26 protein-coding genes are annotated in these 23703 nt (G+C 63.0%); 6 read left to right on the plus strand and 20 right to left on the minus strand.

Going from position 1 to position 23703, the window contains the following annotated elements; genetic code table 11:
• Positions 1-71 precede the first annotated feature (71 nt).
• The 9 genes from ATN38_RS31885 to ATN38_RS31925 form a co-directional block, all read right to left on the minus strand.
• Positions 72-650: an adenine phosphoribosyltransferase gene (locus ATN38_RS31885; protein WP_007732962.1), complete on the minus strand. Its 579-nt coding sequence runs from the start codon at positions 648-650 to the stop codon at positions 72-74.
• Positions 647-2377 (minus strand): ABC transporter substrate-binding protein, encoded by a 1731-nt coding sequence (locus ATN38_RS31890; protein WP_218749364.1) that lies wholly within the window; start codon positions 2375-2377, stop codon positions 647-649. The genes ATN38_RS31885 and ATN38_RS31890 overlap by 4 nt, the downstream gene beginning before the upstream one ends.
• Before the next feature lie 2 nt (positions 2378-2379).
• Positions 2380-3603 (minus strand): protein translocase subunit SecF, encoded by a 1224-nt coding sequence (secF, locus tag ATN38_RS31895; RefSeq protein WP_007732958.1) that lies wholly within the window; start codon positions 3601-3603, stop codon positions 2380-2382.
• Complete coding sequence (secD, locus tag ATN38_RS31900; RefSeq protein WP_007732956.1) at positions 3600-5321, minus strand: protein translocase subunit SecD; 1722 nt, start codon at positions 5319-5321, stop codon at positions 3600-3602. Before secD ends, secF begins: the two co-directional genes overlap by 4 nt.
• A 197-nt stretch (positions 5322-5518) precedes the next feature.
• Positions 5519-5866 (minus strand): preprotein translocase subunit YajC, encoded by a 348-nt coding sequence (gene yajC / locus ATN38_RS31905; protein WP_003943339.1) that lies wholly within the window; start codon positions 5864-5866, stop codon positions 5519-5521.
• Between the two features lie 138 nt (positions 5867-6004).
• The gene (ruvB, locus tag ATN38_RS31910; RefSeq protein ID WP_218749365.1) at positions 6005-7102 is read right to left on the minus strand and encodes a Holliday junction branch migration DNA helicase RuvB; all 1098 of its coding nucleotides are present in this window, start codon (positions 7100-7102) and stop codon (positions 6005-6007) included.
• Positions 7099-7698, minus strand: coding sequence for a Holliday junction branch migration protein RuvA (gene ruvA, locus ATN38_RS31915; RefSeq protein ID WP_007732953.1), 600 nt, complete (start codon positions 7696-7698; stop codon positions 7099-7101). The genes ruvB and ruvA overlap by 4 nt, the downstream gene beginning before the upstream one ends.
• Positions 7695-8264 carry a crossover junction endodeoxyribonuclease RuvC gene (gene ruvC, locus ATN38_RS31920; protein WP_003943325.1) on the minus strand — a complete coding sequence of 190 codons (570 nt, stop codon included), beginning with the start codon at positions 8262-8264 and terminating at the stop codon, positions 7695-7697. Before ruvC ends, ruvA begins: the two co-directional genes overlap by 4 nt.
• 124 nt (positions 8265-8388) lie before the next feature.
• The gene (locus ATN38_RS31925) at positions 8389-9141 is read right to left on the minus strand and encodes a YebC/PmpR family DNA-binding transcriptional regulator (RefSeq protein ID WP_007732951.1); all 753 of its coding nucleotides are present in this window, start codon (positions 9139-9141) and stop codon (positions 8389-8391) included.
• Positions 9142-9286: 145 nt separating this feature from the next.
• Here ATN38_RS31925 and ATN38_RS31930 point away from each other — a divergent pair, with 145 nt between their 5' ends.
• Both ATN38_RS31930 and ATN38_RS31935 read left to right on the plus strand, forming a co-directional pair.
• Positions 9287-9643 (plus strand): GntR family transcriptional regulator, encoded by a 357-nt coding sequence (locus tag ATN38_RS31930; protein WP_030536855.1) that lies wholly within the window; start codon positions 9287-9289, stop codon positions 9641-9643.
• Positions 9640-10560, plus strand: a complete 921-nt coding sequence (locus ATN38_RS31935; protein ID WP_218749366.1) for a hypothetical protein — start codon at positions 9640-9642, stop codon at positions 10558-10560. The genes ATN38_RS31930 and ATN38_RS31935 overlap by 4 nt, the downstream gene beginning before the upstream one ends.
• 13 nt (positions 10561-10573) lie before the next feature.
• On the opposite strand, the gene ATN38_RS31940 is transcribed toward ATN38_RS31935, so the two are convergent.
• Together ATN38_RS31940 and ATN38_RS31945 are read right to left on the minus strand one after the other, a co-directional pair.
• Entirely contained in the window at positions 10574-11275 is a 702-nt protein-coding gene (locus tag ATN38_RS31940; protein WP_065352435.1) for a GAP family protein, read from the minus strand.
• Position 11276: 1 nt separating this feature from the next.
• The gene (locus ATN38_RS31945; RefSeq protein ID WP_218749367.1) at positions 11277-11477 is read right to left on the minus strand and encodes a hypothetical protein; all 201 of its coding nucleotides are present in this window, start codon (positions 11475-11477) and stop codon (positions 11277-11279) included.
• Positions 11478-11588: 111 nt separating this feature from the next.
• Between ATN38_RS31945 and ATN38_RS31950 the strand changes: the two genes are divergently transcribed.
• Positions 11589-12803, plus strand: coding sequence for a sensor histidine kinase (locus tag ATN38_RS31950; protein ID WP_231917339.1), 1215 nt, complete (start codon positions 11589-11591; stop codon positions 12801-12803).
• A complete protein-coding gene (locus tag ATN38_RS31955) occupies positions 12758-13435 on the plus strand; it encodes a response regulator transcription factor (RefSeq protein WP_218749368.1) in 678 nt (225 codons plus the stop codon). The genes ATN38_RS31950 and ATN38_RS31955 overlap by 46 nt, the downstream gene beginning before the upstream one ends.
• 25 nt (positions 13436-13460) lie before the next feature.
• Here ATN38_RS31955 and pdxT read toward each other — a convergent pair whose 3' ends face one another.
• A complete protein-coding gene (gene pdxT / locus ATN38_RS31960) occupies positions 13461-14066 on the minus strand; it encodes a pyridoxal 5'-phosphate synthase glutaminase subunit PdxT (protein WP_047269319.1) in 606 nt (201 codons plus the stop codon).
• On the minus strand, positions 14066-14935 hold the full coding sequence (gene tesB / locus ATN38_RS31965) for an acyl-CoA thioesterase II (RefSeq protein ID WP_007732935.1): 870 nt from the start codon (positions 14933-14935) through the stop codon (positions 14066-14068). Before tesB ends, pdxT begins: the two co-directional genes overlap by 1 nt.
• 37 nt (positions 14936-14972) lie before the next feature.
• Between tesB and ATN38_RS31970 the strand changes: the two genes are divergently transcribed.
• Positions 14973-15638, plus strand: a complete 666-nt coding sequence (locus tag ATN38_RS31970) for a hypothetical protein (RefSeq protein WP_256932260.1) — start codon at positions 14973-14975, stop codon at positions 15636-15638.
• Between the two features lie 35 nt (positions 15639-15673).
• Here the strand turns inward: ATN38_RS31970 and ATN38_RS31975 are convergent, their stop codons facing one another.
• Both ATN38_RS31975 and ATN38_RS31980 read right to left on the minus strand, forming a co-directional pair.
• On the minus strand, positions 15674-16495 hold the full coding sequence (locus ATN38_RS31975) for an acyl-CoA thioesterase II (RefSeq protein ID WP_003943337.1): 822 nt from the start codon (positions 16493-16495) through the stop codon (positions 15674-15676).
• 113 nt (positions 16496-16608) lie between these two features.
• Complete coding sequence (locus ATN38_RS31980; protein ID WP_218749369.1) at positions 16609-18120, minus strand: HNH endonuclease signature motif containing protein; 1512 nt, start codon at positions 18118-18120, stop codon at positions 16609-16611.
• A gap of 197 nt (positions 18121-18317) precedes the next feature.
• Between ATN38_RS31980 and ATN38_RS31985 the strand changes: the two genes are divergently transcribed.
• Positions 18318-18794, plus strand: coding sequence for a RidA family protein (locus ATN38_RS31985; protein ID WP_020969521.1), 477 nt, complete (start codon positions 18318-18320; stop codon positions 18792-18794).
• Positions 18795-18895: 101 nt separating this feature from the next.
• Here ATN38_RS31985 and pdxS read toward each other — a convergent pair whose 3' ends face one another.
• The 5 genes from pdxS to pgsA all read right to left on the minus strand — a co-directional run bounded on the left by pdxS (position 18896) and on the right by pgsA (position 23695).
• Positions 18896-19804 (minus strand): pyridoxal 5'-phosphate synthase lyase subunit PdxS, encoded by a 909-nt coding sequence (gene pdxS, locus ATN38_RS31990; protein WP_003943338.1) that lies wholly within the window; start codon positions 19802-19804, stop codon positions 18896-18898.
• Between the two features lie 171 nt (positions 19805-19975).
• On the minus strand, positions 19976-20998 hold the full coding sequence (locus tag ATN38_RS31995; protein WP_042951805.1) for an NUDIX domain-containing protein: 1023 nt from the start codon (positions 20996-20998) through the stop codon (positions 19976-19978).
• Positions 20995-22122 carry a glycosyltransferase family 4 protein gene (locus ATN38_RS32000; RefSeq protein WP_003943332.1) on the minus strand — a complete coding sequence of 376 codons (1128 nt, stop codon included), beginning with the start codon at positions 22120-22122 and terminating at the stop codon, positions 20995-20997. Before ATN38_RS32000 ends, ATN38_RS31995 begins: the two co-directional genes overlap by 4 nt.
• On the minus strand, positions 22119-23021 hold the full coding sequence (locus ATN38_RS32005; protein WP_030536867.1) for a phosphatidylinositol mannoside acyltransferase: 903 nt from the start codon (positions 23019-23021) through the stop codon (positions 22119-22121). Before ATN38_RS32005 ends, ATN38_RS32000 begins: the two co-directional genes overlap by 4 nt.
• Positions 23018-23695: a phosphatidylinositol phosphate synthase gene (gene pgsA, locus ATN38_RS32010; protein WP_037130749.1), complete on the minus strand. Its 678-nt coding sequence runs from the start codon at positions 23693-23695 to the stop codon at positions 23018-23020. The genes ATN38_RS32005 and pgsA overlap by 4 nt, the downstream gene beginning before the upstream one ends.
• Positions 23696-23703 lie beyond the last annotated feature (8 nt).

Genomic DNA, 23703 nt, shown 5'->3' on the forward strand with positions numbered 1-23703 from the left:
TGAGGCAACCGCCCTGCATCGGGTAATTGCCCTGGAGGTCTAACTCGACCCCCAGGAGACAACTTTAATACTCAGACCTTCACCAGTGATGTCAGTGGGTACTTCAAGAAGCGATCTCGACCGCGCAGTTCCTCGATCTCGAGCACCACTGCGACGCCGACGACGTTCGCTCCACCCAACTCGACCAACTGTACAGCCGCCTCGAGTGTCCCTCCGGTAGCCAGAACGTCGTCGATCACCAGAACATTCCGCCCCGTGAGATCGAAGCCGTTTGCGGGAATCTCGAGAGTCGAGGATCCGTACTCGAGGCTGTACGAACGAGAGAGCACCGGCGGCGGCAGTTTGCCGACCTTCCGCACGGCAACGACTCCCGCACCCATCTTCGCGGCCGCACCGGCACCGAGCAGGAAACCGCGAGCATCGACGGCGGCGATCGTGTCGGCGTCCGGAGCACAGGCGACAAGGGCATCGAGCACGGCCCCGAACCCCTCGGCGTCGGCGAACACCGGAGTCAGATCGGCGAACCGAACACCGGGACCGGGAAAGTTGTCCGCCCAGCGGGTCAGCCGAACAACGGCGTCCCCGGCAGCCCGGTGGATTGCGATCAATTCTTCAGTCGTGTGCAAGGCAACACCATTCGAGACGCTCATCTGCGTAGTACCCATCTGTCCATGTTCCAGCCGGTAGCGGCCCGAGTCGGATTGACCAACACTGCCGACATGCCTGGAGCTACAGCGACAGTTCGTAGTTGATTGAACAGTGGAATCGTAGGCACCTGGGTCCACAGGATGTTCTCCGCCTCCACCGAGAGTCCCAATTGCGCACTCGTGCTCGCATCCACGTTCAACTGATCGATGATCTGATCGATCCTGGCATTTCCGTACGTACCGAGGTTTGCGCCGTTGCCCGATCGCAGCGCTCCGCGCGCGTCGATCATGCTCGCTGTTCCGCCTGCGCCGACTTTGCCTGCCATGCCGGAGAGCACGGCGTCGACTCCCCCACTCTGCAGACTCGCGGGATCGAAGCTGTCGCTACTTGCGTCCTCGACCGTGATTCCCGCCGGAGCACACGCGGCTTTCGCTTCGGAGACGATCTGCGCCCGCACCGGGTCCGGTGCGAGGTACCCGACCCGGACGGTCAACTGGTCGAGGTCGGCTTCCGACAACGACGTCTTCGCAGCCTCGATGTCGGCATTGGCGTACCGATCACCGTCGACCGCAGCGGCGTCGCTGTAAACGAGTGAATCCGGCGCCATCAGTCGCGAATCGACCACGCCGGAACCCAAACCCGCCTGCGGCGCATTCTCCGTCTGCCCGAACTTCTCGAACAGAGTCGTACGCGGAACACAATGCGCGAACGCTCGACGGGCGGCTTCGTCGCCCAGCGAACCAGAGGTCGCGAGAACGAACTGCTCGATCGACCGCGACGGAATCTGTTGGACGTCGAACCCGGACGGAGTACCGAGTTCGCCAGCCGAGCCGGAAGCGACGTCGACTACCTCGATCGAGTTCTTGTCGAGATCCTCGGTCAGATTCACACCACGTGGCCAGACGACGATGCGATCGGTCGCCGGCTTGTTGCCCCACCACCGCTCGTTCGCGACCAGCACCAGGCCGTCGTCGGTACTGTACGAGTCGATTCGATACGGACCAGCGGAGGGCAGTACGGAGGTGTCCACCTGACCTGGAGTCAGGTTCCACCCGGTGTTCCAGAAGTCCGCGATCTTCGACAACGCTTCGGTGTCACCGACATTCACCGCGCTCACCACGTCGCTGACACCCGTGCGCTGCGTCACGACGTGTGAAGGCATCAACGCAGTCGCACCGAACAACGACCGCCAATCGGTGAACGATCGCCCGGGTTTGAAGAACACCGTCGCGTCCTTCGCCCCGCTCTGGCAGTCGATCCGGTCGATGTCCGCGTATCCGAGATTGTTCGCCGTGTCGAACATGGGCTTCACGGCACCATCGACGTCTTCGGTGAACTTGCCACTCGACGCCGCCCAGGTGAGGACGAGATCGTCACAGGACATCGGAATCCCATCGGAGTACACGGACGCCGGATTGAGCTTGTACGAGACCGTGAGCACGTCACCGGGCAACTCAGACGCCGTTCCGATGTCGGTGTCGGAGACAGGTGCTCCGGCCGGGCCGGTGAACGTGAAGCCGGGAAGCACCCGGCCGAACGCGGCCATCGCCCCGGACACCGATCCAGCTGTCGTGTTGGCGTTGTACGTGGAGATGGAGTTGTCGATGGCATATCCGATGGACGGAACCTGCTCGGCGCTTTCCGAGCAGGCCGCCAACGAACCCGCAGCCACAGCGGTGGCCGCAACGAACGTCATCGATCGAACCAGTGTGCGTGTTCTTGGGAGCATGTTCAGTGCCCCTTCTTGTTTCGCTTTCCGGTCGGCCGCGCACCCGGCTGCGGAGCAACCGGAGCACGGCGTGCAACTGGTGCGCCGACGGCAACCGTCTGCGTACCTTTCTCGGCCAGCGTAGCCCGGCGCGAGAGCACCTTACGAGTGTGCGCGGCAACGGGTCCCCAGCGTTCCTTCATCGACACCAGGAGCGGCGTCGCGAAGAAGATCGAGGAGTACGCACCCACGATGATGCCGACGAGCTGAACGAGCGCAAGGTCCTTGAGTGTGCCGACGCCGAGCATCCAGACCGCGACAACCATCAGAGCGATCACCGGGAGCACGCTGATGACCGTCGTGTTGATCGATCGCATCAAGGTCTGATTCACCGCGAGGTTGGCCTGCTCGCCGTACGTCCGGCGCGTCAGATGCAGAACACCGCGGGTGTTCTCTTCGACCTTGTCGAACACCACCACGGTGTCGTACAGCGAGAAGCCGAGAATGGTGAGCAAACCGATCACCGTCGCGGGCGTCACCTCGAAACCGACGAGCGAGTAGACGCCGGCAGTGACGATGATGTCGAAGAACAACGCAACGATCGCAGCTACCGCCATGTCCCGCTCGAAGCGGATGGCGATGTAGATACTCACGATCACCAGGAACACAATCAGCGCGATCAGCGCCTTCTTGGTGATCTGGCCGCCCCAGGTTTCACTCACGTCCGCAAAACTGATGGCTTGCGCCGACGGGTTCCCGTTCTTGTCCTTGGGCTGGAACTCGTCGAAGAGAGCCGACTGAAGATCGTTGATCTGCGTCGCGTTCAACGTCTCCGACCGGATCTGCACGGTTGCGCTGGCACCCGAGCCGACTGTCTGCACGCTGACCGGTTCGAACCCGAGTGTGTCGGAGTAGACGGTTTCCACCGCCGACGTCTCGACTCCGCCCTCGGCCGGGAACTGAATGCGTGATCCGCCTTCGAAATCGATACCGAAGGTGAAGCCGCGCAGGATGATGCTCAGCAGCGCAATGGCGACCAGAGCGCCGGTCAGTCCGTAGTAGAAGCGACGCTTGCCGACGACCTCGAACGCACCCGTTCCGGTGTACAACCGCGAGAGCCAGCTGTGCTTGGGCATCGCGCCCTGATCGACGCCTGAGTCGGTGATCTCCGACCGGGCCGCCGCATCGGCGGACTCGGCGGCGGAACTGTTGGTGGACCCCACCGGGGAGTTGTTGGACTCGCTCATGCTCGTGTCTCCTTAGCCGACGCAGCGGCGGCAACCTTACGTTCGCGGGCAACCTCTTGCACTGCGCCGAGACCGTTGACGCTGGGCTTGGACCAGAACGCCGAACGGGACGCCATGCTGACCAGTGGCCACGTCACGAGGAACACGACAATCACGTCGAGAATGGTCGTCAGACCCAAGGTGAAGGCGAAGCCTCGCACCTGTCCGACCGCCAGCACGTACAGAACTGCAGCGGCGATGAAGCTCACCGCGTTGCCGGAAAGAATTGTTCGGCGTGCTCTTGCCCAACCGCGTGGCACCGCCGAGCGGAAGCTACGGCCCTCACGCATTTCGTCCTTGATGCGTTCGAAGAACACGACGAACGAGTCGGCGGTCATACCGATACCGATGATCAGACCAGCCATGCCGGCCAAGTCGAGCGTGAAGCCGATGTATCTGCCGAGCAGAACCATGATCGCGTAGACCATGACTCCGGAGAGAATCAGCGACAACGCCGTCAGGACGCCGAGCATGCGGTAGTAGACGAGGCAGTACAGCAGAACGAGAACGAGACCGACCGCGCCGGCGATCAATGCCGCCTGCAGTGAGGCCAGGCCGAGCGTGGCCGAGACCGTCTCGGCCTCAGAGGCTGCGAACGAGAGCGGAAGCGAACCGTACTTCAGTGTGTTGGCAAGTTCTTTGGCACTCTCGGCAGTGAAACTGCCCGTGATCGAGGTGGCGCTACCCGCAGGCGTTGCACCTTGAATCGTGGGAGCGCTGACGACCTTCGAGTCGAGCGTGAACGCTGCCTGCTTGCCGATGTTGGCTGAGGTGAACTCGGCCCAGGTGTTGCTGCCGGTCGTCTTGAACGAGAGGCTGATCTCGTGGCGCGACTGCTGCGAGTTGAAGACCGAAGACGCGTCGGCAATCTCCTGGCCGTCGATGATCGAAGGACCGAGGAGATAGATGTTCAGTCCGTCTTGCGAGCACGCGACCAGCGGCAGGGTCGGGTCGTCGTTTCCACGGAGCGGATCCGCGACGGAGCAGTCGAGGTTCGCCACTGCTTGCTGCTGCACTGTCGGATCGCTGCTCTGCCGGAGGGCGCGCGCTGCGGCGATTTCCGCTGCTGCTGCGTCGCCTTCGTCGGTGCCGTCGCTCGGCGCGTCCCCGGTGGGGGCCGGAGTCGTTGTCTGCGGCGCGGGCGTTGCCTCGGGAGTAGTCGGGTCCTGAGCCAGGAACGGACGGTTCTGCGGCGTCTGCGTCCCGTCAGCGGGTGCTTCGGGGGCCGGTGCATCAGTGGCCGGAGTTTCGGCCGCCGGCGCCTCAGGCGTAGCTGTCCGATTCGCGTCACGGGTGGCGACGTCGATCGAACCCGTCACCGGGCGGATGTACAGACGAGCGGTCTGGCCGAGCGAGCGAGCCTGCGCACTGTCGTCGCCGGGAACGGTGATGACGAGGTTGTCACCGTCGACAACGACCTCGGAACCGGAAACGCCGAGACCGTTGACGCGGGTCTCGATGATTTCCTGAGCCTGCTTGAGACTGTCCTGACTGGGAGCGCTGCCGTCCGGGGTACGAGCGGTCAACGTGACGCGCGTTCCACCCTGCAGGTCGATGCCGAGCTTCGGCGTGGCCGACTTGTCTCCAGTGAAGAACACCAGGGCATACAGTGCCACTACCAGGACCCCGAAAAGGGCCAGGTAGCGGACCGGATGCACCGTTCCGGTGGAAGGTGCCACGATCTTTAAGTCTCCTCGGTAGGTGCAGAGCTTCAGTAAGTGCACGGCTCGGGTGGTCGACGACCACCCGAGCTGCGGCGTTCGAACTGCAACGATTGATCAACGGGGTGAACTGAGCTGCTGGTGTAAGAGCGGACAAGACAATCTGGACGTGTGTCCGAGTTCACAACTCTAGAACACGTACCAGGTCGACGAAGTCAGGACTCCTTGGTGAGCCGGATTTCGGTGTCGGCAGCAGACTCTTCGATCTCGGAAATCGAGTCGTCGTCGTACTCGTCGGTCTCGGTCGTCTCGACGACGCGCTCACGGATGACCAGACGCGACCAGGTGGTGATGACACCGTCCGCGATCTCGAGGTCCACGGTGTCGTCGTCCAGGGAAGCGATCGTGGCGTAGAGCCCGGCCGTGGTCTGCACCCGATCGCCGACCTGCAGCGAGTCCTGCATCTCGGAAGTCGCGGCCAAGGCCTTCTTCTGCTTGCGCATGCCCAGGAACATGGGCACCAGCAGTGCGAGGATCAAGAGGGGGAAAAGCAAACTCGACATGTGTTGATCAACCTCGGTTGTGTTGCACGTTTTACGCCGCGATGGTCCCGGATGGACCTACGCAATACACCAGTGTGCCATTAGTTGCTGAGGATTCCTGACAGATCGGCCGTTCAAGTAGGCCTTTCCAGTCGAAATTCACTCGCCGTTCGGATCGAACAACGTGGCCTGCGGTTCGTTGACACGAACCTCGATACCGCCCGCTGCGGCATCCGGCGGCGGTGTCATTCCGAGTTGAGTCCAGGCAGCGGCGGTAGCCACACGTCCTCGCGGCGTCCGGGCGATCATCCCGGCCCGGACCAGGAACGGCTCGCACACTTCTTCCACCGTCGACGGTTCCTCGCCGACGGCCACCGCCAGCGTCGACACGCCGACGGGCCCGCCGCCGAACGACCGCACCAAAGCACTCAGTACGGATCGGTCGAGACGGTCCAAGCCCAACTGGTCCACGTCGTAGACGGCCAAGGCCGCCTGAGCGACGTCCATGGTGACGATTCCGTCGGCGCGCACCTCGGCGAAGTCGCGAACCCGGCGCAGCAATCGGTTCGCGATACGCGGTGTCCCCCGCGAGCGTCGTGCGATTTCGGCGCCGGCGTCAACTTCGAGATCGACGCCCAGAATTCCGGCCGAACGCATCAGAATCTGTTGCAGCTCTTCGGGTTCGTAGAAATCCATGTGAGCGGTGAACCCGAAGCGGTCGCGCAACGGACCGGTCAGCGCACCCGACCGCGTAGTCGCACCGACCAGCGTGAACGGTGCAACCTCCAGAGGAATCGACGTGGCACCCGGCCCCTTACCGACGACGACGTCGACACGGAAGTCTTCCATCGCCAGGTACAACATCTCCTCGGCCGGACGAGCGATTCGGTGAATCTCGTCGATGAACAACACGTCGCCCTCGACGAGGTTGCTCAGCATCGCGGCCAGGTCTCCGGCGCGTTCGAGCGCCGGTCCGGACGTCAACCGTAGAGAAGAGCCCAACTCCTCCGCGATGATCATCGCCATCGACGTCTTGCCGAGCCCGGGGGGACCGGACATCAGGATGTGATCAGGCGTGCTGCCGCGAAGTTTTGCTCCGGTGAGCACGAGCTGCAGTTGTTCGCGAACACGAGGTTGACCGATGAAGTCGTCGAGACTCTTGGGGCGCAGACTCGCTTCGACATCACCGTCTCCCGCCACCAATTCGGCAGAGACCTGCGACTCGTCGTCGAAATCGTCGATCGGGTCGAAGTTCATCGAGTCTTACCGAGCAGCGACAGAGCAGAACGCAGTGCGACCGACGTGGTGGCCTCGGGCGATTCCGCCAGAACCGAATCCGTGGCCTGCTCAGCCTGCTTGATCGGGAAGCCCAGACCTTCGAGAGCCTCGACGATCTGATCACGGATCGAACTGCCGACGACGACACCGGACGCCGCGCCGGCCGTCGTCGCGACGGCGTCGACCTTGTCACGCAGTTCGACAACCATGCGCTCGGCGCCGCGTTTTCCGATACCGGGCACCCTCGTCAACGCCGTCAGGTTGCCTTCCGAGAGCGCCCGCCGCAGCGCGTCCGGTTCGAGAACTGCGAGAGTTGCCATCGCCAGGCGCGGTCCGACTCCGGAAACCGTCTGCAGGAGGCTGAACAGGTCCTTCGACTCGGTATCGGAAAAACCGTACAGCGTCATCGAGTCTTCGCGAACGATCATCGTCGTGAACAGTCGCGCTTCGCTTCCCCGGTGCAGCGCACCGAGAGTCACCGGGGTGGCATTGACCCGATAGCCGACACCTGACGCTTCGATGACCGCGTGATCGAGCGCAATATCGAGTACCTCGCCGCGTACCGACGCGATCATCGTGAACCTGCCTTCTTCGTCTCGGCCAATTTTGCCTGATACTTACGCATTTGTTCAGCGGCCATCGCCTCGGCGCGGGCCATCCGCTCGATCATCGGTGCTCGCCAGCAGTGACAGATCGCCAGCGCCAGAGCGTCGGCAGCGTCAGCCGGTTTCGGCGCCGTCTTCAAATTCAGAATTCGCGTCACCATCGCAGTGACCTGCGCCTTGTCGGCGTTACCGCTGCCGGTGACGGCGGCCTTCACCTCGCTGGGCGTGTGGAAACACACCGGAATGCCGCGTCTGGCGGCAGCGAGCGCGACAACTCCGCCTGCTTGCGCCGTCCCCATCGCGGTACTGACGTTGTGCTGCGCGAACACGCGCTCGATCGCGACCACCTCCGGCTTGTACTGCTCGATCCACAGTTCAGCCGCATCGGAGATCCGCAGAAGCCGAGAACCGAGGTCCATCTCGGCCGGAGTCCGCACCACGTCGACCGCAATGGGGCGCACTTTCCTGCCGTTGCTCCCGTCGACCACTCCCAACCCGCAGCGAGTCAAGCCTGGGTCCACTCCGAGCACGCGCACTTGTCACACCTCTCCATACCGAACAGCTGTTCGATAGCTTAGCGGTGCGCGGGACTACTACCCCGCATCAACACGCAACCCGGCCCGGACGCGGACGTCAGGACCGGGTTGAGTTGAAAAACAATCAGTCTTCGAGAGCCGCGAGAACCTCGTCGGAAAGATCGATGTTGGTGTAGACGTTCTGCACGTCGTCAGAATCTTCGAGCGCGTCGACGAGCTTGAAGATCTTGCGTGCGCCGTCGACATCCAAGGGAACCTCGACGGAAGCGCGGAAATCGGCTTCGGCGGAGTCGTAGTCGATGCCGGCTTCCTGAAGTGCCGAACGTACGGCAACCAGATCCTGTGGCTCACTGACGATTTCGAAGGTTTCACCGAGATCGGTGACTTCCTCGGCACCGGCGTCGAGCACAGCCATCAGGACGTCGTCCTCCGACTGGCCGTTCTTCTCGAGCGTGACGACACCCTTGCGAGCAAACAGGTAGGAGACGGAACCCGGGTCAGCGAGGTTGCCACCGTTACGGGTCATCGCGGTGCGAACTTCACCGGCTGCGCGGTTGCGGTTGTCGGTGAGGCACTCGATCAGAACGGCGACGCCGTTGGGTCCATAGCCCTCGTACATGATGGTCTGCCAGTCTGCGCCGCCCGCTTCTTCACCGGCGCCGCGCTTGCGCGCACGCTCGATGTTGTCATTGGGAACAGACGTCTTCTTCGCCTTCTGGATGGCGTCGTACAAGGTGGGGTTGCCCGTGGGATCGCCACCGCCGGTTCGTGCCGCCACCTCGATGTTCTTGATCAGCTTCGCGAAGGATTTGCCACGACGTGCGTCGATCACAGCCTTCTTGTGCTTGGTGGTGGCCCATTTTGAGTGGCCGCTCATGCGATTCAAGCCCCTTTCCTGCTGCGTTGCGCACGCCGAATGCGCGTCTTTCAGCTCTGCCGATGTTACCCGTCCCACGTCACAACTCGCTGCATCCCCCGACACGAATTAGTCAAACCGCGCATTGTTTGCATAGAATGCAAACATGTTGGTCCGAATAGATCACGCCTCCACAACTCCACTCGCGGAGCAGATTGCAGCCGGGGTTCGTGGCTCGGTCATCCGCGGTGAGATCGGACCAGGTGACCGCCTGCCGTCCGCTCGCGCCCTTGCCGAGTCGATCGACGTCAATCTCCACACGGTTCTTCGTGCGTACGCAACACTGCGCGACGAAGGCCTGCTCGACCTCCGACGCGGACGTGGCGCCGTCATTCGCGCCGAATTCGACTCGGGAAGAACAGCTCTCAACGAATCTGCGCGCGAGTTCGTACGGCAAGCCCGAAATCTCGGACTCGACACCGCGCACATGCTCGACCTCATCAAGGAGACCAGCACACAATGACGACCAGCAAGATCCGACTCTGGACAGCAGCTTCGCTGACTCTGCTCCCGACCCTGATCCTGGTTATCGCACGCTTCGCGTGGGGTGACCGCCTACCCGAGACCGTCGCGAGCCATTGGTCCGGATCAAGCCCGGACGGGTTCAGCACCACGACGACCTTTTTCTTCATCGCGCTGGCGATTTCACTGGTGGCAGTCGTTTGCGCGTGTGTCGTCGCGGCCCGTTCGAGCGACAACGCGCCCTTGTTTCTCGCCGTAACCTCGATCTCGAGTGCGACACTGGCGACGATCTGGATTCTGAGCGTCGCCCTGACGATCGACGCCGGGTCGCCGGAGGACGCGCGCATCGGCTGGTGGATTCTTGCGCCGATCGCGGCGGTACTCGTAGGAGTTCTGGCATACGCGCTGCCTGACCAGCAACGAAGCGGCCCGGAGTCGCCACTGCCGACCCCGACGCTCGACACTCCACTCACGGCCTCCGAACGTGCAGTGTGGGTCGGGCAGGTCCGCAGCATCTGGCCGTGGATCGTTACCGCCGGCCTCGTAGTTCTCGTGATCGCGACTGCCGCGTACTCGGATTGGTGGGTTGCCGTGATCCTGGGTGTGTCCACCCTCGCCGTCACAGCATTCGCGTCGGTCACCGTGCGCGTCGACCGTCACAGTGTCGGCATCAGTTCCTGGGGCGTTCGATGGAAGAAGATCCCCATCTCGAAGGTGAAGTCCGCATCGGTCGACGCGATACGTCCGGCCGAATGGGGCGGATGGGGTTACCGAATGACACCGCGCGGAACAGCCGTCACTCTCCGCTCGGGTGAGGCCATCGTGGTCACTCTCGAGAACGGACGACTGTTCGCCGTGACCGTCGATCACCCGGAAGACGGTGTGAAGCTGATCAATTCGTTGGTTCAGGCTGGTTGATTCACGAACAACGTCAATTCACGAACAACACGGCAGCGGCATTGCCGGCGAGGTAGAAGCCGGCAATGCCGAACACCCAACCCATCGCGCTGTCGCCGTGGCGTGAGATGAACGAATCCACCCCGCGCAGCGGCTTGTCCAGTCGGTCGCCGGCCACGATCCGCCCACACAACAGAAGGACTGCCGGAGTGGCCATGATCAGGCAGTATCCGGCAAGTATCGACGCAGACGTGAATGAGGACAGCCCAGCAGCGGTGATCATCGCGATCGCCGCCAAGTAGGGCAGCATCGTCACCAATTCGGCGGTTCCGGCAGCAATCGCCAGAAGTACAACACTTCTCGCGGAACTGGCCGAGCCGAGCACCCGCTCTCGCCAAACATGGGTTCGATCGGCCTGACCGGATGTGCGTCTCTTCTCGGAATCGAATCGAAAGCTCCACGCGAACAACGCGATACCGAGAATCAACTGCGCAACGCGGGCGGCGGGGGTGTCGAGTAGCGGGGCGACGACTGGCATGCCTACCCGTGCCGTCGTCCAGACGGCCACCCCGACAACAAAATAGAACGTCGTGATGACCACCAGATACGTCAGCAGCCTGCGAACCTGCGGTCGTCCCGGCATCAACAACATCCAGACCGGGACGACCAATGTTCCGATGCTCGTACTGTCCAGCAGGGCGAGCCCGCCCAGCGTGGTGAGCAGGACGAGTTCCACGTCAGTCGTTTCGGCGCTCGGGTATCGCTTCCTCCCGCGTTCGGACTGCATTCACGATGTCGAAGGCACCGATGATCGCGAGGATCACGCCGAGTGGTCCGCCGCGAAACCAGAAGAACTCGGCGTCACGCGCGAACAGCCACAGACAGCCGCCACCGACGACCAAGAGAATGCCGATCATCAACTCGAAACGAATCTTCATACGTCGAGCCTGTCTTCTCTCTCGAATCCGCACATCAGCCATCGGAACAACGCCGACCTCATCATTTGGTATGACAAGTCAGGCGCCCCGATGTGCTCTGATAAGTCTGTGGTGACCAGAAGTCGGAGTGTCGGCAAGTGGAACGATCCGCTCATCGCCTTCGGCCTGTTCGCGATCGGGGTACTCCTCTACCTGGTCGGCCTGTACCAAATGTGGACAGATGTCGGAGGTGTCGCCGACGTTCCCGCCGGGGTTCGGATCGGGATGCTGGCTCTGCTGTGTGCGATCGACTCGTTCCGGCGGGTGCGTCCGGCAACGGCCTTGGCGGCGGGGGCCGTCATCGTCGCGGTCGACGCCGCCCTTGGCCCGACTCTGCCGATGTGGCTGGTCCTCTCGGATCTCACCTACGCCGCAGTTCTGTACGGGACGGCGCGGCTGGGCCGAGTGGTGTGTTCTCTGACCGCGGTGACGGTTGCCGCGCTCACCGCACTCGTCTACCTGTCCACCCAGGACGTCCGCGCTGCGGCTGGGGCGGGCGTCGTGACCGCTCTGTTCTTCGGTACGCCGGTGTGGTGGGCACTGGTCATCCGTCGACAAGTCGAACTGACCGAGGCCGAACGCGAGCGTTCCAGAGTCCACGAAGCACTCGCCGCTCTGGACCGCGAGGCCGCGGTCGCTCACGAACGCGCGACCATGGCGCGCGATCTGCACGACGTGATCGCAAGCCACCTCTCCGCCATCGCCATCCACTCGGAGGCGGCACTGTCCACCTCAGCTCTCTCCGGTGAACGGGGCGAACCAGACGACGGCTTGCGGGAGATGATCGGGGCGATCAGATCGAGCAGTCTTGCGGGCCTTTCCGAGATGCGCTCGATGATCGAACTGCTCCACGCCGGGGACGACGAGACCCCGGACCCGCGTTCCTCTCCCCCGCGGCTGACCGAGTTGCCCGTCGTCCTGGACGCAGTTCGGGCAGCCGGCGGCACTGTACACGTTGCGATCGACGTCGATGCTGCCGACCTGCCGAGCGTGGTCGATCACACGGCGTATCGGATCACCCAGGAAGCGTTGACCAACGCACTCAAGCATGCGCCTGGTGCACCGATCTCGATGTCGATCTCTCTCCAGCACAATGCATTACAGATCGAGATCCGAAACCCCGTCGGTCGCGACACATCCAGTTTTCGGGCGGGAACGCACGGACTTGCAAACATGCGTCACCGCGCCGAACTGCTGGGCGGTTCACTCGACGCACTTCCGGTCGACGGAGAATGGACGGTATGCGCACAGCTACCGGTCCCCGCGCCGAACGGAACGGATCAGTGATCACCGTCGCCCTGGTCGACGACCACGCCGCGATCCGGTCCGGACTCGCGATGATCCTGCGGCAGCACGACGACATCGATGTCGTTGCAGAAGCCGGTGACGGAGCGTCGGCGATCACCGTCACCCGCACGCATCAACCCGACGTCGTACTCATGGACGTCCGGATGCCAGGCACCGACGGCATCGAAGCGACACGTCAGATCGTCGGAACGACCCGAAGCCACGTATTGGTGTTGACCACCTTCGATCTCGACGAATACGTCTTCGCGGCCCTGCGCGCCGGTGCGTCGGGATTCCTGCTCAAGACTGCGACCGCGGACGAACTGACCCGCGCTATCCGCAATGTCGCGGCCGGAGATGCAGTGCTCGCCCCTCGCGCGGCGCGTGTCCTGATCGGCGAGTTCGTTCAGCGTGCACCCAAACCCACCGAACCGCTGGGATTGAGCGAGCTCACCGATCGTGAACGCGAGGTGCTCGCGCTGTTGGGGACGGGTCTGTCCAATGCCGAACTGTCGCGTGAACTCGGTGTCGGTGCTCCGACTGTGAAGTCGCATGTGTCGCGAGTTCTGTCGAAGTTGCACCTCACCTCACGCGTCCAGGCGGCGATCCTTGCCCGCGAACTGGAGCTGTAGGTTCGGCCGAGGCTGACTACTCCAGTTATCCGCGAACCAGATCGACGAACATCTCGTGCACTCGACGGTCACCGGTTACCTCGGGATGGAAAGAAGTGGCGATCACCGAGCCCTGCCGAACCGCGACGATCCGGCCCGCGGCCTCCCCCGCGGCGGCGGGAACCTGCGCAAGAACCTCCACGCCCGGTCCAACTCGCTCCACCCACGGCGCGCGGATGAAGACGGCGCGGATGGGATCTCCGATGATGCCCTCGAACTCCAAGTCGGACTCGAAAGAATCGACCTGTCTGCCGAAAGCGTTGCGGCGCACCGTCATGTCGATGGCGCCGAGATGCTCGGCGTCCGGCCGGGTGTCGAGTACCTCGCTCGCCAGCAGAATCATGCCGGCACACGAACCGTAGGCCGGCAGCCCCCCGCGAAGACGCTCACGAAGCGGATCCAACAGTTCGAACACCTGCAGAAGCCGGCTCATGGTGGTGGATTCGCCACCGGGGATCACGATGCCGTCGACCTTGTCGAGTTCCTCCGGGCGCCGGATACCCACCGCATCCGCTCCCGAATCATCGAGTGCGGCAAGGTGTTCGCGAACATCACCTTGGAGGGCGAGTACACCGATCAACGGACGCGTCATCACACAGTTCCTGTCTTGTTCTCACGGCTGTTCTTGCTCTCATGGCTGTCGGGTTCGCGTTCGAGACGCGTCAAACCCTCCTGAACCACCGCCGCCACCATGTTGCCATCGCGATCGTAGATACGCCCCTGAGTGAGCGCGCGACCAAAACCTGCCGACGGCGACGTCTGGTCGTAGAGCAACCACTCGTCGGCCCGGAACGGACGCAGGAACCACATCGCGTGATCGAGCGAAGCAGTCTGCGTCTTCACGCCGCGGTGCGGGACTTTGGAAGTTCCGAGCAGGGTCATGTCACTGAGGTACGCGAGGGTGCAGATGTGCAGCAGCGGACGATCCGGCAGAGCCTCGCGGTAGCGCATCCACACGCGTTGTTGCGCGGCGAGATCCGGCGCTGACGCGCTCTGCTCAGCGGGCACAATTCTGATGTCCCAGTTCTTCCACTCCTGATAGAACTGTGATTCAGCCAACTTCGGAACGGTCTGCGCGTCCGGCAAGTCCTCCGGCGCCGGAACGGAGGGCATCCGATCCTGGTGCTCGATACCTTCGTCGTCGACGTGGAACGAGGCCGACATCGTGAAGATCGTCTTACCGTCCTGGACTGCATTGACCCGACGCGTACAGAACGAACGCCCGTCGCGGATGCGGTCCACCAGGTAGACCGTCGGAATCTTCGGATTGCCCGGGCGCAGGAAATATCCGTGCAACGAGTGCACGTGGTAGCTCTCGTCAACGGTGCTCACGGCAGAAACCAACGACTGCCCGGCAACCTGCCCGCCGAACGTCCGTTGAAGTGCGGTGGGATGGACCGCACCACGGAAGATGTCCTTCTCCAGGTGTTCGAGCGCGAGGATCTCCTCGATACCAACCATGAGTCCTCCGAAAACATAGACCGCCGCACTGGGCGCGATGACGGTTCACAATATCGCCTCGGCGAGCGGGCACGGCACCATGGTGGGCGTGAGTACATTCATCCCGTCCAGTCCCCTCGCCTTGGCCGAGCAGATTGCAACGCTGAGCGGATCGTTTACGTCGGTGGCGGTAGTAGCGATCGACGGACCTGATTGTGCACAGCCGTCTCGGCTCGCGGAACTGGTCGGCACCGCCGTCGAGTCGCGCAACAGGCCGAGTGCTGTTGTGTCACTGCACGACTACGTGCGGCCGGCTTCGCTGCGATACGAGTTCGGCCACGAGGATGCGCTGAGTTACCGCACTATCTGGTTCGACTATCCGGCACTCGATCGTGAAGTGATCACCGCAGCCCGCACAAAACGGGCGTTCTTGCCGAAACTCTGGGACGAACCCACCGATCGATCGGCTCGGTCGACCCGTATCCCCGTCCATGAGCGCGCGGTCATCGTGATCGCCGGTCCGATGTTGCTCGGGCGCGGGCTGGAGTTCGACGTCAGCGTCCGCCTGGACATGAGCGAACCTGCCATGCGGCGGCACACACCGGAGGCAGATCTGTGGACCGTCGAGGCACTCCTCGAACACCGATCAGAAGTGTCCGAGGAGGTCGATTTCGAGGTCAGATACGACCATCCGGCCCGGCCTGCGGTGCGGTCTCGCCAGTGAAGGTCTCACTGCGATTGATCTCACGTCGGCCGACCTCACTTCGGGCGATACAGCCTGGTCAGACCCTCCTGGACGACTGCAGCAACCATATTTCCTCGGCTGTCGAAGATTCGTCCCTGCGTCAGTGCGCGACCGAAGCCCGCTGACGGCGACGTCTGGTCGTACAACAGCCACTCGTCGGCGCGGAACGGCCGCAGGAACCACATGGCGTGATCGAGCGAAGCGCTTTGCATGGCGACGTCCATGTGGGGGCCGCGAGAAGATCCGAGCAGCGTCATGTCGCTCATGTAGGCAAGCGTGCACACGTGAAATACCGGGTCGTCCGGGAGTGCCTCGCGGGAACGGAACCACACTTGCTGCTGCGCGGCAGCGCCCGGACGTTTGTCGATGTCGGCCTTCGGCACCATTCGAAGGTCCCAATCGGACCACTCACGCGCCAGCCACGCAGTCTCGGGATCCTCCGAATCCTGGGCGATGGCCAAGGTCTCGGGGTCAGGAACGGGTGGCATCTCGTCCTGGTGCTCGATGCCTTCGTCTTGGACGTGGAAGGACGCCGACATCGTGAAAATGGCTTGCCCGTCTTGAATTCCGGTGACCAAGCGGGTCGCGAACGATCGACCGTCCCGAACACGATCAACCAGAAAAACCGTGGGCTCCATCGGATTTCCCGGACGCAGGAAATATCCGTGCAACGAATGAACCGAGTAGGCCGGATCGACCGTGCGTACCGCCGACACCAATGCCTGTCCGGCGACCTGGCCGCCGAAAGTGCGGGTCAGGGTAGTCTCCGCGATGATTCCTCGAAAGATGTCCCGCTCGAGGCGTTCCAACTCCAGAATTTCTTCGATCCTCGCCATCGATGCTCCACATCTTCCCGTGTACCGACGTCTACCGACCTTCACACAATGCCTGACGCACCCCCGGCCACCAAAGTGGGCATACAAAATCATGGAGTTGCACGCCGCCCTACTCAGAATGGGGGTGGATCGCCTCCGCCGTCGAAGGTCCTCCTCCGGGCCTTCTTCTTAATTCGGAAGTGCATTCGTAACCGCTGCCGCCGGCGTTCACCCCGCACACGAGCGGCCTTGTTTTTCAGACGTGTGCGCCGACGCCGACCACCCTCGGGCAGTACAGGCTCGAGCATTCCCGCCAGCAGACCTGACGGCCTCGTTCGGTAGCAATGTCCGGTCGGCGAGGTCAGCATGACGCTGCGGTCCGGGTTCGAGGTGTGCACCCACTGACCGGAGTGCTTGAGGCGGTGATGGTTTCGACAATAGGCGCTCAAGTTCGAGGCCACGGTCTTTCCACCACGAGTGGGATCGCGATGATCAAAGGGTTCAGTGTGATCGAGATCTGAATTCCACGCAGCGACATCGCAGTGCAACCACTGGCAGCTTCCTGCGATCACCCGCACCCAGGTGTCGAGGACAGCGCCCGGGCGGTACACGAACGCAGAAGGAACGACGGGCGAAGGTACTGGCTCGCCCTCACCGGAAGACTCGAGCGCGGCATCGGCTGGTAACTTCACCTTCCGAATCAGCGCACCCGCGGCGATGTCACGCGCATGCTCTGCACTGATCACTCCATAACCGTCGAGGTGAGCGGGTTCGTCTGCACCTAGTGCGTCACCGCCCTGAAGCGTTGATTCCAGCATGACCACGTGAACCAACGGCCGACGCACCACCACAATCCCGCTTCGATCTTGTGGGCACTCGTCCCGGCCGCAATCGCACGGCAGAATCGTCGACCCGGATACCAACGCTCCCAATGCGTCAGCTCGTCGTTGCTCGTACTTACGGGAATCGTGTCGACACACCGACATTGCCAACTCCCGCAACCGACGGTCGAAAGCCCGTGCTTCCTCCGCCGGAATACTCCCCAATATCCGCGCCATTCCGTCCTCGGCAGCGCTCACACCCACGAACCGATCAGCCAGGGCGCGGCGTCGACGTTCGCGTATCCCCTCGGGATCCACCACGACGACGATCCGGTCGATAGCCGCTGTCAATCGGCGACCCGTCAAGCCGGTACCGCCAGGCATCGGGGGCGCCGAGATCTTTTCGAGGAGTTGCCGTTCCACCTCGTCGATCAAATCGTCGGCTACGTTGGCCGTAGCGGAGTCGATCAATCCGACTCGATACAGATCCAGTTCTCCGCGCGCCATGGCGGCACGCGTGCGATGGAGGCGAGTCTTGAGAGAAAAGCCGAGACCGATCAACTTTCCCGCTGCGGCACGGCCCATGGTCAATGCCGCGCCGAGCTCGGCCTCAGCCAGTTCGTGAGCGGTAGACGACCAAGCACCGATATCAGTGTGGTCAGCGCTGCGACGCTCGAAAAACTCGGCAATGGCAGCCAGTTTCCGTTCCACGAGCATCGATTCGCGCGCATGCAGATCGGCGATGAGATCGATGAGGGCGCAGTCGGATTCAGCACCGGACAGCTGCGCTGCGGTACCCGAACTACCTACTCCGTGATCAAACATTCCTACACAATATTCGAAACTATGTTCGAATCTCTGCAGTTTCCAGAAATCAGTCCGAAGAATCCCGTTTGATCGAAAATCCACGGCCAATATCACCAAAAGTGATGGGGTGGGCACAAATACGACTTGGACTTGCAGAGAGCCCCGATGACAGACTCGAACACCATTCCCGGACAAAAGAACCCATTGAGGAACCGATGAACGACGCCAGTACCTGGACCGCACGACTCGCCGCACTCGACCTGACGCTCCCGCCTGTTGCCACCCCCGCAGGCTCATACCTTCCCGCCGTTCAGACGGGGTCATACGTCTACACGTCGGGGCAATTGCCGCTCGTCGACGGCACTACGACGTGCATCGGTAAGTTGGGCGAGGGCGTCTCCGTCGAAGACGCCGCCCAGGCGGCGCGGTTGTGCACTCTCAACGGACTCGCGGCAGTCGATGCCTTAGTCGGGCTCGATCGCATCGTTCGTGTCGTCAAGGTCGTTGGATTTGTTGCTTCCGGATCGGGATTCTCGCAGCAACCTCAGGTGATCAACGGTGCGTCCGACCTGCTGGCCGAGATCTTCGGTACCGCTGGACAACATGCCCGCTCTGCGATCGGCGTCGCCGAACTACCCCGAAACAGTGCCGTCGAGGTCGAGTTCGTGTTCGAGGTATCGGACAGCATCTGATCGGTCTGCCACACCCCGAAGGGGCGGCGGTTGCCAACGCAACCGCCGCCCCTTCGTCTGTGAGGACTTTCAGGCACTGAGCCCGGTCGTCGAACCTGCTGTCACCAACCGCGCTCTGCGAGGCGGTGTCCGACGGGCAGGTCGTCGACGTTGATACCGACCATTGCCTCGCCGAGTCCGCGCGAGACCTTGGCGAGCACGTCCGGGTCGTCGTAGAACGTGGTGGCCTTGACGATGGCCTCGGCGCGCTGCTTCGGGTTGCCGGACTTGAAGATGCCCGATCCGACGAACACGCCCTCGGCGCCGAGCTGCATCATCATGGCAGCGTCTGCCGGGGTGGCGATGCCGCCCGCGGTGAACATGGTGACCGGCAGCTTGCCGGCCTTGGCGACCTCGACGACCAGTTCGTACGGGGCCTGCAGTTCCTTGGCGGCTACGTACAGTTCGTCCTCGCTCAGCGAGGTCAACCGGCGGATCTCGCCGCGGATGGTGCGCATATGGGTGGTGGCGTTGGAGACGTCTCCGGTGCCTGCTTCACCCTTCGAGCGAATCATGGCCGCGCCTTCGTTGATGCGACGGAGCGCTTCGCCGAGGTTGGTGGCGCCACAGACGAAGGGAGCGGTGAACTTCCACTTGTCGATGTGGTTGGCGTAGTCGGCCGGGGTCAGGACCTCGGACTCGTCGATGTAGTCGACGCCGAGGCTCTGCAGGATCTGCGCTTCGACGAAGTGACCGATGCGTGCCTTCGCCATGACGGGGATGCTGACGGTGGAGATGATGCTGTCGATCATGTCCGGGTCACTCATGCGCGAGACGCCGCCCTGTGCGCGAATGTCTGCGGGGACCCGCTCGAGTGCCATGACGGCGACGGCGCCGGCGTCTTCGGCGATCTTGGCCTGCTCAGCGGTGACCACGTCCATGATCACACCGCCCTTGAGCATTTCAGCCATGCCGCGCTTGACGCGGGCGGTGCCGATGGCGGTGGTGGGGGCAGAGTCGGGGGTGCTCACAGCAAACTCCTGCAGTAGTGGCGTGACGAAAGAAACAAGGCACGGCGAACACACGAGTTCATTCGCGCGGAGGCCTCTGGCCAGAACTCTAGGACGAACCGGCCTTCGATTCCGTATCCAATTTGCCATTGCTGGCCTTAAACTGCCCGCGAGCACTGAACGACCGAACGATCAGCGGATGGAACGCACTTCCGGATCCTCGGAACCGTCCGCAATCGTCGCGGCCTCCACCAGGAGGTTTGCCAGATCCAACGGGTAGACGGGCTCACCGGACTTGGCCAGTCGGCGGATCTCGTCGGCGCTGCACCAGCGATGGCCGGTGATGGCACGCTGTTCCAATTCCGTGTGGCCTTGGAAGACCGGCTCGAAGCCGTGAGTGCGCGTAGCGAAGAACAGCTCTTCCGAACGGATCAGCTCACCGTCGAACGGGAAGATCGCCACCCGACGCCAAAGCGGACCTCGCAGATTCTCCGGCGCTACCTTGAACCCCGTTTCCTCCTCGATCTCACGAACCGCGGCCGCTCGCAGATGTTCGCCGCGTTCGAGCCCGCCGCCGACGGTGAACCAGAAGTAAGTGTTCGGGATCTTGGGATCGTGCCCGCGCAACAGCAGCACCCGATCTTCCTCGTCCAGCATCACCACGCGGGCAGAGGTCCGTGACGTATCCACGGTGATGCCCTCGGGCACCGCCGCCGCGGTCGTGCGCTCCGATATCTCGAAGTACTGAGGTAGCGGTGCCGTTCCCCCGAGGTGCAGCCAGCGAACAAGTCGACGCGTACGCAACGCGAGAGTGTCGCGCACCGCGTCGTTGTGGAACCGCCGAGCGATCAGGACCCTCGCCTCGGCATCGGCCAACTCGGCCACCAGTTGAGGTCGCAGCGACGTCGTGCCGTAGGCAGCGAGAGCATTGGACAGCCGGTTCTCGGCAAGCTCGCGATCCTGACGATCCGCACGTTCGGCGGCGTCCGCCAAGGTGACGAATCTGCGGGCGTCGTCGGCGCTCATGTCCACAGCCGCCGCGCGGACAACCGCGGCACGACGGGACAGAGCCGCATCGAGCGCCAACCACGACTGATCCGAACGCACATGCAGTCGATCGAGTCGGTTCGCCGTCCCGTACGCCCACAGTCCGACGACCAGGACGACGGCAGCGACGAGCCCGAGAATGAAGATTGTCAGAGCGGAGAAGGTCATGAACCCACCACGCGTACGCCGGTGCCGCCAACCGTGACGGTCTCGTAGACACGCAGGATCTGTTCGGCCACCACCGGCCAGTCGTATTCGGCAACAACACTTGTCGCGGTGTTGACCAGCGCGCGTCGTCGATCCGGGTCACCGAGAACGGAATCGATTGCCTCGGCCAAGGCATCGGAGTTCCCGATGGGGACCAGCAAGCCGGCCTGACCGTCGCGAAGAACACGGCGAAAAGCGTCCAACTCACTGGCCACGACGGCAGTGCCAGCCGCCATGGCCTCGACCAGCACGATCCCGAAGCTCTCACCGCCGAGATTGGGCGCGCAGTAGACGTCCGCACTGCGAAGCGCCGACGCTTTCTCCTCGTCACTGACCTGCCCGAGCAGGCGGAGATGCTTGAAGTACTTGCCCGCCTCTTTGCGGAGTTTCTCCTCGTCGCCGCGTCCGACCACGATCACTTCGAGATCCGGGTGACGCTCGACCAACTCCGGCAGTGCGCCGAGGAGGACGGCCATCCCCTTGCGCGGTTCGTCGTAGCGACCGAGGAACAGAATGGTTCCACCTTCGCGCGGGTAGCCGGGCAACAGATCGGCCTCGGCAAACGCTGCGACATCGACGCCGTTGGGGATCTCGACCGCGTCGGATCCGAGGGACTCGACCTGCCAACGACGCGCCAACTCCGAGACTGCGATCCGGCCACTGATCTTCTCGAGATACGGAGCCAAGACACCCTGAAACGTGCTCAGCACCAACGACTTCGTGGTCGACGTGTGGAAGGTGGCGACGATCGGGCCTTCCGCGATACGCAACGCGAGCATGGACAGACTCGGCGCATTGGGTTCGTGGATATGTAGAACGTCGAAGTCACCTTCCGCGATGAACTTGCGGAGGCGGTTGTTCGCCGTCGGGCCGAAAGACAACCGCGCAACAGAACCGTTGTAGGGAATCGCGACGGCTTTACCTGCGGAAACCACAAAATCCGGCAACTCGTCGTCATCGGACGACGGCGCAAGCACACTCACTTTGTGACCACGTTCGATCAGCACCTCGGCCAGATCCACCACGTGCGCCTGGACGCCGCCGGGGACGTCGAAGGAGTACGGGCAGATCATGCCGATTTTCATTCACCCTCCATGCGGGCGAGCCGCGATTCGGAAAGGTCCGAGCGCCACAGCGGTTGAAGCATGTGCCAGTCAGCGGGGTGCGCTGCGATGTTGACCGCAAAACGGTCGGCAAGTGCTTGCGTGGCCGGGCCGACTCCGCCGGATACGTCGATCGGCGGGTCGATCTTGAAGCCCCATCCGTCGGGTGTGAACCAGCAGTGGACCGGTAGCAGCGGCGCGCCGGTGTCGATCGCGAGCTTCGCCGGGCCGGCGGGCATGCGAGTGGGTTCTCCGAAGAACGTGACTGGCACACCCTTCTTCGCCAGATCGCGCTCCCCCAACAGGCACACGATCTTGTTCTCACGCAGATGCTTGGAGAGTTCGACGAACGGAGGATGCTCCCCGCCGCTGAGCGGGAAGATCTCGAAGCCGAGACTCTCGCGATAGTCGACGAACCGTTCGTACAGGGATTCGGGCTTGAGCCGCTCGGCAACGGAGGTCAACCCGCCCCACTGCTGAACGCACCACACGCCGGCCATGTCCCAATTACCGCTGTGAGGCAACGCCAATACCGCGCCATGACCTGCCGCCATTGCCTTTTCCAGATGTTCTTGGCCCTCGACCAGCGCATGCAGCGCCTTACCTGTAGCGACCAGGTCCATCGACGGAAGACGAAACGCCTCACGCCAATACCGGGCGTACGAGCGCATCGAATCCTTGATCAACTGATCCGGAACTTGCTCCGGCGTCGTGCCCAGAACTCTCGCGAGGTTCTTCCTGAGTTGTTCGGGTCCGCCCTTGCGTACCGCGAAATCCGCTCCGGCGTCGAACAGCTTGACCGCCACCGATTCCGGCAGGCTTCGCACCAGACGCCAACCCGCGGCGTATCCCAGGTCGGTTGCACGCTCGGCAAAGCTCATTTCTCTGCCTCGCCGTCCGTGTTCGGCGCACCTTCGACCGTCGATGCGGCCGGGGCGATCGGCAGAAGTTCCCGGGCGCCAGGGGAATTGCGCACCGCGAGCACTCGCTGGAAGACCGTCACGATGCTTCCGGCGGCAAGTACCCACATCGCGATGTGGATTGCCCACGGAAGACCCATACCCGTCAGGCCGGATCCGACCAACACGATGATCAATCGGTCCGGGCGCTCGATCCACCCGCCGTCCGCAGTCAGCCCGCTCGCCTCCGCGCGCGCCTTCGCGTACGAGATGACCTGCGAGGTGACGAGGCAGATGAGCGTCGCGACGAGCAGCCACTTGCTGTTCTCGTGGTAGACCGCCCACCAGGCCAGGCCGGCAAAAATCGCGCCGTCGGCGACGCGGTCGCAGGTCGCGTCCAGTACCGCCCCGTACCGCGTTCCGCCGCCGCGAGCACGAGCCATTGCGCCGTCGAGCATGTCGAACATGACGAAGAACCAGATGAACATGGTTCCCCAGAACAGATGTCCGGACGGAAACAGCGTCACCGCACCGGCGACGCTTGCCACCGTGCCGATCACCGTCACCGAGTCCGGCGTCAGACCGGTCTTGACCAGCGCCTTCCCCATAGGTGCCGTCACCTTGGACACCGATGCGCGCCCGAAGAAGCTCAACACCGCAGGAA

Source organism: Rhodococcus sp. FH8, from assembly GCF_019266085.1.
In the GTDB taxonomy this organism is placed as follows: Bacteria; Actinomycetota; Actinomycetes; order Mycobacteriales; family Mycobacteriaceae; genus Rhodococcus_F; species Rhodococcus_F qingshengii.

Bases quoted from the DNA above. Each gene is read 5' to 3' on its own strand.
- ATN38_RS31885 (WP_007732962.1), bottom strand. From the start codon at position 650: ATGAGCGTCTCGAATGGTGTTGCCTTGCACACGACTGAAGAATTGATC.
- ATN38_RS31890 (WP_218749364.1), bottom strand. From the start codon at position 2,377: ATGCTCCCAAGAACACGCACACTGGTTCGATCGATGACGTTCGTTGCG.
- secF (WP_007732958.1), bottom strand. From the start codon at position 3,603: ATGAGCGAGTCCAACAACTCCCCGGTGGGGTCCACCAACAGTTCCGCC.
- yajC (WP_003943339.1), bottom strand. From the start codon at position 5,866: ATGTCGAGTTTGCTTTTCCCCCTCTTGATCCTCGCACTGCTGGTGCCC.
- ruvB (WP_218749365.1), bottom strand. From the start codon at position 7,102: ATGAACTTCGACCCGATCGACGATTTCGACGACGAGTCGCAGGTCTCT.
- ruvA (WP_007732953.1), bottom strand. From the start codon at position 7,698: ATGATCGCGTCGGTACGCGGCGAGGTACTCGATATTGCGCTCGATCAC.
- ATN38_RS31925 (WP_007732951.1), bottom strand. From the start codon at position 9,141: ATGAGCGGCCACTCAAAATGGGCCACCACCAAGCACAAGAAGGCTGTG.
- ATN38_RS31930 (WP_030536855.1), top strand. From the start codon at position 9,287: ATGTTGGTCCGAATAGATCACGCCTCCACAACTCCACTCGCGGAGCAG.
- ATN38_RS31935 (WP_218749366.1), top strand. From the start codon at position 9,640: ATGACGACCAGCAAGATCCGACTCTGGACAGCAGCTTCGCTGACTCTG.
- ATN38_RS31945 (WP_218749367.1), bottom strand. From the start codon at position 11,477: ATGAAGATTCGTTTCGAGTTGATGATCGGCATTCTCTTGGTCGTCGGT.
- ATN38_RS31955 (WP_218749368.1), top strand. From the start codon at position 12,758: ATGCGCACAGCTACCGGTCCCCGCGCCGAACGGAACGGATCAGTGATC.
- pdxT (WP_047269319.1), bottom strand. From the start codon at position 14,066: ATGACGCGTCCGTTGATCGGTGTACTCGCCCTCCAAGGTGATGTTCGC.
- tesB (WP_007732935.1), bottom strand. From the start codon at position 14,935: ATGGTTGGTATCGAGGAGATCCTCGCGCTCGAACACCTGGAGAAGGAC.
- ATN38_RS31970 (WP_256932260.1), top strand. From the start codon at position 14,973: ATGACGGTTCACAATATCGCCTCGGCGAGCGGGCACGGCACCATGGTG.
- ATN38_RS31975 (WP_003943337.1), bottom strand. From the start codon at position 16,495: ATGGCGAGGATCGAAGAAATTCTGGAGTTGGAACGCCTCGAGCGGGAC.
- ATN38_RS31980 (WP_218749369.1), bottom strand. From the start codon at position 18,120: ATGTTTGATCACGGAGTAGGTAGTTCGGGTACCGCAGCGCAGCTGTCC.
- ATN38_RS31985 (WP_020969521.1), top strand. From the start codon at position 18,318: ATGAACGACGCCAGTACCTGGACCGCACGACTCGCCGCACTCGACCTG.
- ATN38_RS31995 (WP_042951805.1), bottom strand. From the start codon at position 20,998: ATGACCTTCTCCGCTCTGACAATCTTCATTCTCGGGCTCGTCGCTGCC.
- ATN38_RS32000 (WP_003943332.1), bottom strand. From the start codon at position 22,122: ATGAAAATCGGCATGATCTGCCCGTACTCCTTCGACGTCCCCGGCGGC.
- ATN38_RS32005 (WP_030536867.1), bottom strand. From the start codon at position 23,021: ATGAGCTTTGCCGAGCGTGCAACCGACCTGGGATACGCCGCGGGTTGG.